Genomic DNA, 15975 nt, shown 5'->3' on the forward strand with positions numbered 1-15975 from the left:
TACTTGATATCGGTACTGACAGAGGTGTGAGCGATCGTGCCGCTGCGGGTTCCTTGGGCTATGCTGTCATCGATCGCCGTAACAGTGACATTTTGCGCCACATTCCAATTATTCGGGGTGAAAGTGACAGGTGCGATCGCATTAATTTCATTGCCCGTGTCAAAATTAATCGTGACGTTTGCAGTAGGTGCGGTAGTCAGAAGTACGCCGTAGCTATCCGTTGCACCGCCTTCAGCAATAGCTGTTCCGCCTCCTGATTGGACAAGAGAAATACCGGGACTATCGTTATCTGTAATCGATGCTGTCACATTGGGAATGACTTTCGCATTATAATTTGCATCGCTACTCGTAGCTGTGTGAGAAATCGTGCCGCTGTGGGTTCCTTGTGCTACATTGTCGTCGAGCGCAGTAACACTGACAGTTTGAGCAACGTTCCAGTTAGTGCTGTCAAAAGTAATAGGTGTGGCGATCGGATTAAGTTGATTGTCAGTATTGAAACTGATAGTAACCGGTGCCTTCGGTTCCGAAGTTAGCTGGATTTTGTAACTGCCATTTGCGCCACCTTCTGTAGCAGTTATGTTCGTAGGTGCAATGCTGAAACCTGCCGTGTCATTATCGGTAATGGCGACATTAACAGCCCCAATTGTGATGCTGTTATAGTTAGTATCGTTACTGGTAGCAGTATGGGCGATCGTACCTGCATGATTTCCTTCAACTGCATTGTCGTCCACAGCAGCCACCGCCACAGTTTGAGCGACATTCCAATTATTCGCTGTAAAAGTAAGTGCGGTAATTGGTTGAATTTGACTGCCTGTAGCTAAGTTAATCGTAACAGGTGCGATCGGTTGACTATTTAATTTAACGCTATAACTTCCGTTTGCACCGCCTTCCGTCGCAGTCGTGTTAGTGGGAGTAATGCTAACGCCTGCGGTGTCGTTATCGGTAATGGCGACATTAACAGCCCCAATTGTGATGCTGTTATAGTTAGTATCGTTACTGGTAGCAGTATGGGCGATCGTACCTGCATGATTTCCTTCAACTGCATTGTCGTCCACAGCAGCCACCGCCACAGTTTGAGCGACATTCCAATTATTCGCTGTAAAAGTAAGTGCGGTAATTGGTTGAATTTGACTGCCTGTAGCCACGTTAATCGTAACAGGTGCGATCGGTTGAGTATTTAATTTAACCGTATAACTTCCAGTTGCACCGTCTTCCGTCGCAGTCATGTTAGTCGGAGTAATACTAACGCCTGCGGTGTCATTATCAGTAATATTAGCATTGACGGTATTGCCAGCAGTGCCATTAACTGTAAAACTTGCAGTAGTCCCGTTATAATTAGCATCGGTACTGATAGCACTGTGGGCGATCGGGCCGCTGTGTGGCGAAGTTTCTGCTACTGCATCATCAACTGCACTGACTGTCACTGTTTGCGGTACAAACCAGTTAGTTGGAGTGAAACTAATGCCAGCAATCGGTTGAATTTGAGTGTCGGTATTAAGTGCGATCGCCACATTTGCAGTAGGCTGATTAGTCAACACCACTGTATAAGCATCCGTCGTCCCGCTTTCTGCTACATTCGTGCTGCCGCCCGACTCAACAATCTTCACCTGCGGCCCGCCAGGAATTATTTTAGTAATAAAAGCATCAGAAGCACCTCCCCCATTCGCCGCTTGCAAAGGATTCGCAGTAGGCAAATTAGTAGACGTAGTAGATCCCGCCACATAAACTGCACCCGAAGCATCCACCGCAATACCACTACCGTTGTCGTCGCCGCTGCCACCCAAATAAGTAGAATCAACTAAGGCTTCACCCGATGAATTTATTTTCGTGACAAAAGCATCTTTCCCGCCACCGCTGACACTTTGAATAGCATTCTTAGTTGGGAAATTAGTCGAAGTAGTGTTTCCCGCCACATAAGCATTACCCGCACTGTCAGCAGTAATGCGAACGCCACTGTCATCTCCGCTGCCGCCCAAATAAGTTGAATAACTACTCTCCGAACTGGCAGGCTGAAGACCGTTGTTGTCAATGAAATAATCTTTGCTAATCTTGGTAATGAAAGCATCTTTCCCACCTGCATTAGCCGCTTGAAGTTGACTTAAATATAGAGGAGATGTACGAAAATCAGTTGAACTGGTAGTTCCGACAACATAGACGTTTCCAGAACCGTTTACAGCGATATCGACACCTTCGTCATCGCCGTTACCGCCTAAGTAGGTAGAACTGTCAACCTGTCCTCCCTTGTTCAGTCTAGTCACAAAAGCTTCTTGACTGCTAATACTGGAATCGAACTTGCTGCTATTGAACTCCTGCAAAATCTTGTAATAAACACCTCTTGGGGTAACACCATCCAAAGCGCCACGAGTGGGGAAGTTAGTAGAATAAGTAACTCCGGTAATGTAGGTATTTCCTTCACTGTCTACTGCAATAGCTTTAGCATCTTCTCTTGCACTCCCGCCTATATAAGTAGAGTAAACTAAACCACTGCCAGTTGGATTAACTTTAGCAACAAAGGCATCAATTCCGCCTCCGTAAAATTGAGAGGAATTTCCGACGATGGGGAAACCATCGCCTGTCGGTCCGGTAACATAAGCATTGCCGCTACTGTCTACCGCAATGCCGTTGCCTAGGGCGCCGCTGGTGCTCGTGCCTAAAAAGGTAGAATAAACTAATGCATTGCCGGCTGCATTGAGTTTTGTTACCCCAGCAGTGTAATTAGGTGCTGTCGGTTGAAAAGCACCCGGTGTAATTGGATAACCCGGATCGACTTGTCCGGTTAAATAAGTATTGCCTTGACTGTCTGCCGCAATCCCAAAACCGTATTCATTGCCAATACCGCCGATATAAGTAGAGTAAACTAACGCAGTTCCTTCGGGGTTAATTTTGGTAACTAAGAAATCAGCGTTACCTGCTGGCGTAGTTTGGTATGCACCAGGAGTAGTCGTAAAATTGTTAAAAGTAGTTCCAATAATGTAAGCCGCACCTGTACTATCTACGGTGATGCGGTTGGCGTAATCATTGCCGTTGCCGCTGATGCCATCGCCGCTGCCGCCTAAGTAAGTCGAGTAAGCTAAAACCGGGTCAATCACTAGGGGTTGAGTGGGGTCAAAATATCCCAAACTAAAATTAACTTGATTGTTTCCTAATAAATTGTAAGCTGCGGGAACATTCACCCGCTGTCCGTTAATGTCTTGATAAACTATCGGTGCGTTATCAATTAATTCGCCTAGTGGTGTCTCTAATATCAGTGCGCCGTCGTCACGCAACCGGATGTCATTAACACCGCTATAGTTCATTTTAATTTGACTCGGATCGGCAAAAGGTGCTACCAAAAACTCGCTTTTAAGTTGTCCTTCTGTGCCTTTGAAAACGCGGTCAATTCCTTGATAGACGTTTTGATAAACAACGCCGTTAAAAGTAGGCACATTAGTCTGCCATTGACTAGAATCTTCGCCTAAAAGAAAGTTAGCAACTCCCGGCAATTGTTCCAGCCCGGAAATTGTGGGATTCGGGTTGCTGTTGGCTAAGCTGCTGCGGACAACTGAAGAATTTGTGGCTTGCTTTCCCGGTTCATTAGGTGGCTGGAAAGCGACGAAAGAAATTTCGTTTGGAGTAAAAAAGATGCTGTGACCAGCACCTTTAACCTGGAATTTCACATTTGGGTCAGTTTGTCCAGCATTTGCAATAAAACTTAAGGGAATTTGACCGTAAGATGCCTGTTGATTTTGAGAGCTCATAGCTGGTACCCCTGGTTCATGTTATGCGAGTAAGTATATACAAGTACCAGCTCTGCTGTATAGTAAATTCTTGCGAAAAATTTACGAAAAATACAATTTTCTTGCGAAATTTCTCGGATTGTTGATAAAAAATTGTAACACGGGCTACGGACTCGGTTTTTGTAGCTGGTTTTCTGCATTTCCAACCAGATTCTGATCGTGTCGGGTCGATCGACCGCGATTAAAGGCTTAGGAAGGGTTTATAGGCTTTCTCGTTTCTATTAGAGATATTGGTGAACCCGCCCCTACAGGATTAATATCATGTCCGGTCAAATAGATATAATTCCTGTAGGGGCTCCCCTCACCGACAATAATTGCCTAAAACCGACAATCTCATAAACCTGCCCCCACCCAACGACAAATCGCTGTTAAAGTTGAGCGCGATATTTCTTAGGAGTCAAACCGACGATTTTGCAGAAAGTCTTGCTAAAGTGACTTTGGTCGTGAAACCCGACTTGCTCCGAGATATATGTTATTGATAAATCTTGCCTTTTCAACAACTGTTTGGCTTTCTCAATCCGGCACTTGGTGACGTATTGATGGGGCGTGACTCCAATTGATTGTTTGAACAAACGACTGAAATAATAAGGACTAATCTGCACTAAGTTAGCCATTTCAGCTATGTGCAAATCTCGGTTTAGGTAGTCATTTATGTAGTTGATAACAATCTGCAATTTGACAGGATCGAGACCGCCTTCAAAATCTCGCCTATGCGGTTTTTGTGCACAATAGCGGTGCAGTATGTGCATTGAAAGCGCGTTTTTCAGTGCATCGACATAAAGAGTACCGTTTAATCCACCTGATTCGAGTTCGGTTTTGAGCGCCCAGCCAATGCCGAGAATCAAAGGATCGCTGATTTTCCAGTGCGGTATAATTTCAATGAGGTTTGAATTGGTCGATTCGCCAACTGTTTTGTCGAAGTCGGTAGGGTCGATCCCGATCGCGACAAATTCAGGATCTTCGACTGCACCTGACTGGAAATCAGTACCAGCACCACCAATGAAAATCTCTCCTCTTTGCCACGGTTCGCTACCGTAGTGTTTCCCGTTGAGTATTCCCTTTACTGTAACTGAATTGAGTATCAGCCCAATGTTGTGTTGTTGGAAACAGTGTTCGGGAGTTTCGTCTGCTGGCTGACGGTGATATTCGACGTGAATTCCCTCCCATTTTGTGCCCTGACTCGACAGGATTGAGGGAATCGGGAGAATCGATTTCATCGCGTCTGGCTGGGCAAAATCAAGAATTAAGGCTTTCTCTGAGGACATAGCTTGCACCTGGGGCAGTTGCTGTTATTCTAGAGCTCTGAAGTTCCCGCAGGTATACAAAATATACCCAGTCCGTTACATATTCTAGCTCTGTTTGTCAAGGTTCCGCAATAAAAATTAATGGAGTTTGACTCTAGGGCGGTGTAGAGTCGATCGATAGTCGGCTTTTTCATACCAGCCGTTGTGCCTACAATTAATTACTGATAATTCTTAACTTTTAGAGCGATAAATCCCACATCTAAAATCCCACATCTAAAATCTAAAATCCAAAATCACCAATCTAAAATCTAAAATCTAAAATCTAAAATCAAATGACGCCCGCTAAAGTTTCCCAGCAGTACAAAAGCACTTTACAGGAAACCCGCAGGCGTCAATATCAAGCAAACTTAAATCTTAGAAAAGACCCAGTGTGAAAGATTTGTCGATCGGGAAAATAGCACCAATACCCAACCACAGAGTGAACACAGTTCCCAAGAGGAAAACAGTAGTAGCAACAGGGCGGCGGAACGGATTTTGAAACTTGTTAACGCTTTCGATGAACGGAATCAAAATCAAGCCAACGGGAACACCAGCCATGCAAGCAATACCCAACAATTTGTTAGGCAAAACGCGCAGGAGTTGGAACACAGGCCACAAATACCATTCCGGCAGAATTTCCAGCGGAGTAGCAAAAGGATTAGCCGGTTCTCCAACCAAAGCCGGGTCTAGTACAGCCAAACCCACGCACAGAGAAATCGTTCCCATGATGACTATAGGGAAAACGTAGAGCAAGTCATTAGGCCAAGCTGGTTCGCCGTAATAGTTGTGACCCATGCCCTTAGCGAGCTTAGCGCGGAGCGCGGGATCGCTCAAATCTGGTTTTTTGATAATAGACATAGTGAGAGTGTTCTCCTTTTAGTTTTACCCGGGCCTGCCATTCCGCTGTATTCGTTAGTCTGAATCAGCGGGGCGATCGCAGGAAGTATTAGCCGTAAATAAATATCTTGAGCGATGAATTCTGAATTTTCAACTCACAATTCAGCGGGGGGGCAAAAAAAATACCGCCCCCACAACTCAAAATTTACAACGGGCCAGAGATACCTTGCTTGCGAATCATCAAGAAGTGAGCCAGCATGAACACTACAATCAGCCAAGGCAACACAAAAGTGTGCAAGCTGTAGTAGCGAGTCAAAGTGCCTTGACCGACGCTGACACCGCCACGCAGCAGTTCAACCATCAAAGAACCGACAAACGGGATGGCTTCGGGGACGCCGGAAACGATTTTAACTGCCCAGTAACCAATTTGATCCCAAGGCAGCGAATAGCCGGTCACGCCGAAAGAAACAGTGATGACTGCCAAGATTACTCCTGTCACCCAGGTTAATTCGCGGGGCTTTTTGAAGCCGCCTGTCAGATAAACCCGGAAGGTGTGCAAAATCATCATCAGTACCATCATGCTGGCAGACCAGCGGTGGATGGAGCGGATCAGCCAGCCGAAGTTGACTTCATTCATCAGGTATTGCACTGAAGAAAAAGCTTCTGCTACCGTCGGACGGTAATAGAAAGTCATGGCGAAGCCGGTGGCAAACTGGATCAGAAAGCAAACTAAAGTAATTCCGCCCAAGCAGTAGAAAATATTGACGTGGGGGGGTACATACTTTGTAGTGATGTCATCGGCGAGCGCCTGAATTTCCAGGCGTTCCTCAAACCACTGGTAGGTTTTTGAGTCGGTGATTTGTTTAGAAAACATGGAGCCAGAATTCCTAAAAGAATATTGCTGTGGTTGAGGTTCAGGGCAGCAGCCACAAGGTTTTTTGTCGCCCCGCGCCGAGCAGCTTGCTTTTACTAGCAAATGCCTGAGGCTATTTTTTAAATTTGGAGCTGACGAAAGGAACTCTATTGTGCGATCGCCTGCAAGCCCTGGGAAACTAAGCGGTGGCTTGTCCCTACTCGCTGGCGTTGCCCGATCGAATTCCAGACTGTGATAAAAAATGTAACATAATTGCCGTGCAATTTTCACGCACGCGATCGCTTTTTGGACACTTACAAGGCTTTTTTCGGAATCTCAACATCCGCCCAAGCTACTATGCGGGTAGGGCTGAGCTACAGCAAGCAGTCCGAGCCGGAAACAGGTTTGCCGCGAGAGGCCAAATTTCATCTCGATCGTAAAACTTTACCTTTTGGGCCCAAACGCCCTCATTGTCGATCGAGTAACCCGAACCGGCTCGATCGTACAATCGAATCTTGTTTTGTAGTCAGGACTGCAGTCTTTACTAACAAAATCTGCTGGCGGCAACCTGCGTATTTCCGTAAAAAAAGCCGGTGATTGCCCCCATCCGTAAAGTCCTATCACAATTGAAAAGAAAGCAAACTTTCCACAAAAACTGGCAGTATTGGCGAGAAAGGAGTGGGACGCGGCGGTATCGGGAAGGGAATTTCAGGAAGAGACGGGAAGGATGGAAAGTCTCGCGATGGCGGTGTAAACCCAGTCGAAACGATCGCGCAATCTGATAGACTCACATCTGTAACATTTTTAACGTCGGCGATTAAATCCGATCCGACAAATATCCGAGTTCCCCGTGTCATAGCGTCATCATAAGATTCAAATCGGTAAGAGAAGAAGTTAGAACCATTACGATCTTGTACGAAACCAACAACTTGAATTTTGTCGCCTTCGACCCGGTTAAAATCCTCAATAACGGCATGGCGACCTTCACCGCCATAGAAGAGGTAAGGGCGGGCATTTAATGAACCGAGAACAAATATGTCGGCTCCATTTTGCCCGATTAAATAATCGATTTGTTCTCCAGTTGATGAAAAGCTGTAACCCGATATGGTGTCATTACCCGGCCCGCCAATCAGGGTGTCGCTGCCTTCATTTCCCTCAAGCAAATCGTCTCCTGCATTGCCGTTAATGTAGTCATTATCTAAGTCACCTCTTAAAGTGTCGTTCCCACCTTCTCCCAACAGGCGATCGTTACCTTTGCCACCCATTAACAAGTCGTTGTTGAAGCTACCAAACAAGAGATCGTCTCCATCTCCTCCGATCGCCGTATCATTGCCTTGACCGCCGTAAAGACAGTCATTGCCAGCCCATCCCAAGATACTGTCGTTATTGTTTTCTCCTCTGATTAAATCCGCGCCTTCGCCACCCTCAAGAATATCATTCCCGGCACCTCCTTCAAGTTTGTCATCGCCTTCGCCACCGCTGAGACTGTCGTTACCAAAGTAGCCCAAAAGGCGATCGCTACCGACTCCACCTGCGAGACTATCATTTCCTTCTCCGCCATCTAAAGTGTCATTACCAGCCAAACCAAATAGAGTATCATTGCCTCCCAGCCCGCACAGGGAATCATCGCCAATTTCACCGGCTAGCAAATTATCGAGATTGTCACCGCATATAACTACCATACATTTGTCCTCCTGAAAACTATTTCACAACAGTCACTCTATTTTAGATTTTGGATTTTAGATTTTGGATTGTTCCCCTCCCCGCAATTTTAAATTTTGAAGTTTGGAGTTTGTAAGGACTTTAGTCCTGATATCAAATCTGTTAGCATCGGAATTATTCCTATCTCTCTTCTATTCATCTGCGTGAATCAGCGTCAATCCCTTGTCCGAGGCGGTTAATACATTCTCTTTTCTTAACCGCAGATTAGGGCAGATAAACACAGATTAACGCCGATAAATTAGAGCCATCCAGGTTGCATCATCCCTGATTTTTGAACGAATATTAGGGACACAGGATTTGCCGGTATCCCTAATATTTTAAATGAAATCAGCGATGGTAATTTGGTTAGCTGTCACACCATTGATAGCAGCTAAAATTTCGCCAGTTGCTGTCAAGGTGATTAAAGTTGCAGTGTTGCTAGGGATAATAGAGAGTTGCGAGAAACTTAAATTTTCAGCAAGTGCGAATAAGTCGATACCATCCGCAAAATCAAAAATGATATCGCTGCCAGAATTGGCTGAAATTAAGAAGCGATCGCTCCCATTTCCTCCTATCAAGCTGTCGTCGCCGTTGTCACCGCTGAGAAAATCAGATCCGTTACCGCCGAGGAGAATATCGCTAGCTTGACCGCCGTAAAGACTGTCATTGCCTTCACCTCCACTCAAGCTATCTTGACCGCGATTTCCAAATAGGATATCTTCGCCATTATTGCCGAACAAATTATCGCTTTCTTTGCCGCCGTAAACAGTGTCATCGCCGTCGCTACCGTCGAGGGAATCATTACCTTGATTGCCGTGTATCCAGTCGTTGCCGCCCAAACCGCTGAGAGTATCATTGCCACGTTGGCCGGCCATTGTATCGCTGCCGCTGTCGCCGGAGAGGCTGTCGTCGCCGTCAGTACCGATTAGATTGGAGTTAGCTGCGATCGCATCTATTTCTCCTTCAATCACCGCAACAGCAGGTGTATCGGGCAATGTCGTTTGTTGAATTTTGGTATCTAAGGCAGTACCAGTATTTTCGGCAATAACTTGGGCGATCGATTTCGTACCTGTACCGACTGCTTTTAAGTCTGCAGAGGTTGCGCCTAGGGCTACTTTTTGCACGCGGGCAACTTCTCGGTTAATTGAAGCTGTTGCAGTGTTGGATACAACTTGGTCAATGCGCTGATTTGCTTCGGCCATTACCTTAGCTGCATCGGGGGCAATTTGCAACAATTGCTGAGTGTTTAAATCCGAGTCAAATTGTTGCGCTGCTGTGACGGCGCGATCGACAATGGTTGCTAACTGGTTGGCATCGCTGAGATTGAGAGTTGTCCCCGATTGAATTTGTTGAACGATCGCACTTACAACTGCTTTTACGGCGTCGGTATTTTCCAGAATCGACGCACCGTCTATTAAAGCAGCAGCTTGGGTAATGACGTTTTGTACCTTGACCATTGCAGTCAAAGTTTCTACTCCACCCGCGATCGCGTTTTCGGTAGCTGCGATCGGATCTAAGCTAGTTATATCAACATTAGCGGGAATGGACAGAGAAGATTTGACGAGAGATTCGGCGCGATCGCTGTCAATTCCTTTGTCAATTAAATCTGCTACTAAACTGGTTAACAAGGTGACAACAGTAGCGTAAGGCGGGGCAGTGACAGGCGTTTCCAAAGGCAAACCCGTAGCAGTATCAATGCCGCCGAAAGCAACAATATTGCCTTCCTCTGGATCGAGTTCGCCATTTTGATTTTTGTCGAAAATGTTGGAGTCGAGATCGAGATCGAATTCCCCGTTATCCGCAGTAGTAGCAGAAGGTTCGCTAGCATCGAGTACCCCGTTCTTGTTAGCGTCGAAAAAGACTGTAGCGCCAGCGATATAACCGTCAATCACAAAACCGCCGAGGCCATAACTCTTGAACCGAATTACCTCGCTAACACTCGCGCCAGATTCATCAGTTCCCGTTACTTTCAGCCAATAATTGAACGATCCTGGACGAGTTGGGCCTAAATTAATCGTGCGAGTTGCGGAATTAAAAGTTAGCCAGGAAGGCAAAGGAATTTCCGGGAAACTTGAACCGGCAATTGGTTGGCGGTAGGAACCGCCATTGAGATCGGTTCTCCAGGTAAATGCAGATGAACTTAAATCGCTAGAATTTGCCAGGGCGATCGAATAATTAATGCTGTCACCCGCATCGGGATCGGTGTCAGTATTGGCAGCTAAAGTAAAGGTATTTCCCGCCTGAGAAAAACCCAGCGCCGCGCTTTGGGAAAACACCGAACGATTCACAACTGGCGGACGGTTGAAAGCCTTGCGAAGATTTAAACGTCCTCCCGTAGCAGTCCTTCCTGCAAGTGAAGGCAGCAGGTCAACATTTGACAGAAGAGAATTTTTCAGTTGAGTGACAGTCAGGGTCGGATCTTGAGCTAATAGCAGCGCCGCCGCACCTGCTACGTGGGGTGCAGCCATAGAAGTTCCGCTAAAAACATCGTAGTTATTACCAGGAACTGTGCTCAAAATGCTGCTTCCGGGCGCACCTAAGTCTACGGTAGTAGCTCCAAAATTGGAGGAACTCCACAAACCATCATTACGGTTGGTTGCCGCCACTGAAATGACATTGGGCAGATCGAAGTTAGCAGGGTAAAAGCGATTGCTGTCATTATTGTTCGCATCATTACCTGCTGCTGCGACGAAGATAATGCCAGCATCATTGGCATCTGCGATCGCATCATACCGAACATCTGTAAGCGGGTCGAAATCAGAAGGACGATAACCGCCAGCGCTGTAGTTGATTGCGTCCGCACCCTTATCAGTAGCGTAGCGGATGGCTCTGGCAGCATTAGCTACCGAACCTGTGCCACCCGCACCGATAAATTTCAAAGGCACGATCCTGACGGTGTGATTAATGCCTGTTATGCCAAGACTGTTATTGCCAACAGCACCGATGGTGCCGGCAACGTGACTGCCGTGGTCATTATCATCCATCGGATCGCTGTCGTTGTTAGCAAAGTCATAGCCGCGCACATCATCTGTGTAGCCGTTGCCATCATCATCAATACCATTGCCGGCAATTTCCCCGGAGTTAGTCCACATATTGGCAGCCAGGTCTTCGTGATTGTAGTCCACGCCACTGTCCACAACGGCGACGAGGACACTGCTGCTACCTGTTGCGGTGTCCCAAGCTTCCGGCGCATCAATATCGGCATCTGCTGTTCCGCCATCGGCTCCTGTATTATTCAAACCCCAAAGTTCGCTGAACAGGGTATCATCGGGCACTGCGTTGATAGATTCCAGATAGTTCAGTTGCACGGCTTCTATTCTGAAATCTGAAGCTAAGTTTCTCTGAATTTGCAACAAGTCTGCATCAGTCGCAAACTTGACGACTCGCCACCGATCTAATCGGCGAGGTGTTGAGCTTAACTGTTCGCTTCGGGGTACTAGATTTTCGATCTCGATCGCTCCATTAAACTGAAAAGCACTCTGGATTGCCTCGTTCCCTCGACCTTGTTTGAGTTTTACCAACAGTTCGCCCGGTTTATATGCGACGCCAGTTGCGCTATCTACCGGAAATCCTGTATTGTTGTCGGTTTCGCTGTCGCTATTGGTAACGCTAACATCGGCTGCGTTTAACCCAGAATAGTTGCTGTCATTGCTAACAGCAGGTGTCGTAACAATGCTGTAAGTTTTATTCCCGTCGGCTACAAGGTCATCAACACCTGTTACTGTTACCGTTTGCGGTGAATTCCAGTTAGTTGAATTGAAAGTAAGCGAGACTGGGGAAATGATTCCTTCTGTTGTATTGGAACTTGCTAAATCAATTTTGACATCAGCAGTTGGCGGACTATCTAGTTTGACGGTAAATGTTGCTTTGTCTCCCGATTCTGTAGTGGTTAATCCCGATGTCAAATTGACCGTAATCCCAGCCGATTTCGCCGGCGGCATGATGATTGGGGCTGGCGTCGGTGTAATTGGTGGTGTTGGCGGTGTTGGCGGTGTGGGTGATGTAATTGGCGGTGTGGGCGATGTAATTGGCGGTGTTGGTGTTGGCGGTGTTGGCGGTGTTGGCGATGTAATTGGCGGTGTTGGCGATGTAATTGGCGGTGTTGGCGATGTTGGCGGTGTTGGCGATGTTGGCGGTGTTGGCGATGTAATTGGCGGTGTTGGCGATGTAATTGGCGGTGTTGGCGATGTAATTGGCGGTGTTGGCGATGTAATTGGCGGTGTTGGCGATGTAATTGGCGTGTCATTGTCGGTAATGGCGACAGTGACAGCCCCGATCGCAATTCCGCTATATTTCGCGTCAGTAGTTGTTACCGCGTGATTGATTGTGCCTGTGTGAGTACCTTCTACAACTGTGTCATCCGTCGCAATCACAGTTACAGTTTGGGCAATATTCCAATTAGTGCTGTCGAAGCTAATGGGGGCGATCGCATTTATTTGATTCCCCCCCTCCAAGCTGACTGTTACCGGCGCTGTTGGCTGCGAATTTAGCTGAAGTGTATAAATTCCCGTTGCACCGCCTTCTGCTGCTGTGGTACTGGCGGGATTAACGGTAATGCCGGGAGTTTCGTTGTCGCTATTCGTAACGCTGACATCGGCAGCACTTAAATTGCTGTAATTGCTGTCTGTACTAACAGCCGCAGCGGTGACAATATTGTAAGTTTGATTGCCGTCAGCAATATTGTCTTCAACGCCACTAATAGTTACAGTTTGCGGCGCACTCCAATTGGCGGGAGTGAATGTCAGCGAGGGTGTAGAAACTGTTCCCTCGGCAACATTGGAACTGCTTAAGCCAACAGTCACGTTAGCAGTTGGTTGAGAGTTGAGTTGGACAGTAAATGTCGCTGTTCCTCCTGCTTCTGTTGTAATTAATCCACTATCGGGATTGACGGCAATTCCAGCAGTGTCGTCATTAGTAATAGTAGTTGTCGCACTAGCAGAACCAATTGTTGAGATGCCGCTGGGAAGACCACCATTAGGCAATGTCACGGGATTTGAGAGAGTGACAGTAATAGTTTCGTCTGGTTCAACGCTAGCATCACCTAATACATCTATGGTGACAGTTTTTGATGTTTCTCCCGATGCAAAATTAATAGTAGCATTGGTACTTGTTGCGCCCGAAGTAGCGCCGATATTGTAATCACTGCCGTTGGTTGCAGTTCCCCCTATTCCATAATCGACAGTCCCTGCTGAATCAGTACCGCCACTGCGACTAACAGTAAATATCAGCGGATTTGTGCCGGAGTTGCCTTCAGGAACAGTACCAGCGCTAGCAGCAACTGTGTAAATAATCGGATCGTTGGCTGGAATTGTGAGGGTAGTTTGAGGGATTGTACCTGCAAACCCTCCCGGACTCGTACCAAAACTCAAGACAACTGCTTCATCCATTTCTGCAAGGTTGTCTGGTTTGATAGTGACAGCTATATTTTGAGTCGAACTGCCACTACCTGCGGCAAAAGTGAGAGTATTAGTAGAAAGAGTATAATCCGAACCTTGAGTCGCTCGTGAGGTAGCAGGAGGAACGGGCAAGACAGTTGCGATCGGTACAATCAAGTCTGTAAATCGCAAACCGTCTTCGAGTGTCACAGGAATATTAACAGTCGCATCTGCGTCTCCTTCAAGACTGCTGTAGGCCGAATTACCAAAACTTGCTTTCAATAGCACATTCAACAGAATTGAAACTCTGTTACTGTTGGTATTTGCGACAGCAATATCTGGTCTGGTATCAGAGTTAAAATCTCCAACCGCGATCGCGCTCGGAGTGGTTCCCCCACTATTATAATTAAACGGCCCGTTAAACGTTCCTTGACCGGTTCCAGTTAAAATTGAAACATTATTAGAACCGGCGTTCACTACAGCTAAATCGGGTTGACCGTCAGCGTTGAAATCACCAACGGCAATATCATTAGGATCTGCCCCAACATTAAAGTTAGCAGGATTGCTAAAAGTGCCTTGACCTGTCCCTGATAAAATTGATACGTTCTGATTGCCTGCATTGGCTACAGCTAGATCGGATCTGCCGTCAGCGTTAAAATCTCCGACTGCGATCGCACTCGGACTTTGACCGACATTAATATTAGTCGGATTGCCAAAACTACCTTGACCATTTGCCGATAATATGGTAACACTATTAGAATTTCGGTTGGCCACGGCGAGATCGAGGAAATTGTCGCCGTTAAAATTTCCCGCAGCGATCGCGCTGGGACTTTGCCCAACATTCACAGTAACAGGAGTGGAAAAACCGCCTTGTCCCGTTCCCAAATAAATGCCAACATTGCCTTCAGGTACAAAACCATTGCCACTGGATTGAGTAATGGCAATATCGAGTAAATCATCAGCATTAAAATTGCCGACAGCGATCGCGCTAGGATTTTCTAGGGCAGTCAAAAATCCCGGACTGTTAAAGTTGCCATTACCAGATCCTAAAAAGATATAAATGCTGCTAAATTCCGAACCTTGTGCGGAAGTTATCGCTAAGTCGGAAAAGTTATCGCCGTTAAAATTGCCAACTGCGATCGCGGTCGGACCAAATACCGAAGTCAAATCAGTTCCAGAGTTAAATCCTCCTTGACCGTTTCCCAGTAAAATAGAAACCCTATTCGTGGTGGGGTTAGCAACAGCTAAATCTAAGAGGCCATCGGTATTGAAATCGCCAGCCGCAACAAAGGATGGACTGGTTCCCGCATTAAAATTATTAGGAGAACTAAACGTATTGAGAACGTGGCCGTAAGCTGCGATCGCCTCGGGCACAAATACAATTCCAGCTTTAATTGTCCCCGCTGTCACTGTTAATTTCCAATCGCCGCCTTTTGCCGCACAACCTATTAAATTATCAGAAGCGGCAACATTGGCTCCTGTTATTTGACTCAGGTTTTTTACAAATTCTTTACCTATATTTCCTTTGGCAACATTGCACCCGTAGAGCAAAATTTCGGCATTTTGTGTCAGCCCGCCCGCCCATATCTTAACTGTTTTGACAAAATTGTCGGCGCGATTTATCAAATTCTGCCAACTCAATTCAACGTTCCCCAGTTGCAAACAACCGGGCTTTCCGTGGGCAATAATGTGAATTACTGAAAATTTCCTTCCCTGCAAAGCTTCGGCAATTTGTTCGATGCCGTTGCGGTTAGTTTCTAATTTAATTACTTCGGTTTCAGGGATAACGCCGTCGATTAATGTTTGACAGTCGGGGACGGCAGCATCGATAAATGCGATCGCTTTTGAGGAAAGCTGAGTCATTGACTTTAGGGAAACAGCCGTTGGGGCGATCCCTAAGTCTGGGATGTTTAAGTCTGGGATGTTATCGTTATTACAGTTTTCGGCACTGAGGGATTGGGGACTTGTGCCGGCAGGAAACTTGGTACCAATACTGAAAGTAGACATGATTAATTTACCTAGCTGATACTTCGGGTTTATGTGATGCGAGCAAGTCTACAAAAGCACCAGCTCTGCTGTATTGTAAATTCTTGCGGAAAAATTGCTAAAAATATAATTTTCTTGCGGAATTTATCCCTATTTGATGAAGA

Annotated in this window: 6 protein-coding genes; all 6 read right to left on the bottom strand. The window is 46.4% G+C overall.

The genetic code is table 11. The annotated features are described in order from the left end of the window. A partial coding sequence (locus QUB12_RS22985) for a DUF7948 domain-containing protein (protein WP_333308509.1) occupies nucleotides 1–3737 on the bottom strand: 3737 nt, incomplete at its 3' end. Nucleotides 3738–4144: 407 nt separating this feature from the next. Further along, nucleotides 4145–5041 (bottom strand): AraC family transcriptional regulator, encoded by an 897-nt coding sequence (locus tag QUB12_RS22990; RefSeq protein ID WP_333142622.1) that lies wholly within the window; start codon nucleotides 5039–5041, stop codon nucleotides 4145–4147. Between the two features lie 393 nt (nucleotides 5042–5434). Further along, the gene (gene petD / locus QUB12_RS22995; protein WP_333101767.1) at nucleotides 5435–5917 is read right to left on the bottom strand and encodes a cytochrome b6-f complex subunit IV; all 483 of its coding nucleotides are present in this window, start codon (nucleotides 5915–5917) and stop codon (nucleotides 5435–5437) included. Between the two features lie 184 nt (nucleotides 5918–6101). Continuing rightward, a complete protein-coding gene (gene petB / locus QUB12_RS23000) occupies nucleotides 6102–6770 on the bottom strand; it encodes a cytochrome b6 (RefSeq protein WP_172190423.1) in 669 nt (222 codons plus the stop codon). A gap of 599 nt (nucleotides 6771–7369) precedes the next feature. Beyond that, nucleotides 7370–8431, bottom strand: coding sequence for a calcium-binding protein (locus tag QUB12_RS23005; RefSeq protein ID WP_333142624.1), 1062 nt, complete (start codon nucleotides 8429–8431; stop codon nucleotides 7370–7372). A gap of 357 nt (nucleotides 8432–8788) precedes the next feature. Beyond that, entirely contained in the window at nucleotides 8789–15832 is a 7044-nt protein-coding gene (locus tag QUB12_RS23010) for a S8 family serine peptidase (RefSeq protein ID WP_333308511.1), read from the bottom strand. Nucleotides 15833–15975: the final 143 nt, after the last annotated feature.

It is taken from the genome of Microcoleus sp. B7-D4 (genome assembly GCF_036705125.1).
Lineage (GTDB): Bacteria > Cyanobacteriota > Cyanobacteriia > Cyanobacteriales > Microcoleaceae > Microcoleus.

Coding starts and splice junctions, on each gene's coding strand:
- petD (WP_333101767.1), bottom strand. CDS start 5,917: ATGTCTATTATCAAAAAACCAGATTTGAGCGATCCCGCGCTCCGCGCT.
- petB (WP_172190423.1), bottom strand. CDS start 6,770: ATGTTTTCTAAACAAATCACCGACTCAAAAACCTACCAGTGGTTTGAG.
- QUB12_RS23005 (WP_333142624.1), bottom strand. CDS start 8,431: ATGGTAGTTATATGCGGTGACAATCTCGATAATTTGCTAGCCGGTGAA.
- QUB12_RS22990 (WP_333142622.1), bottom strand. CDS start 5,041: ATGTCCTCAGAGAAAGCCTTAATTCTTGATTTTGCCCAGCCAGACGCG.
- QUB12_RS23010 (WP_333308511.1), bottom strand. CDS start 15,832: ATGTCTACTTTCAGTATTGGTACCAAGTTTCCTGCCGGCACAAGTCCC.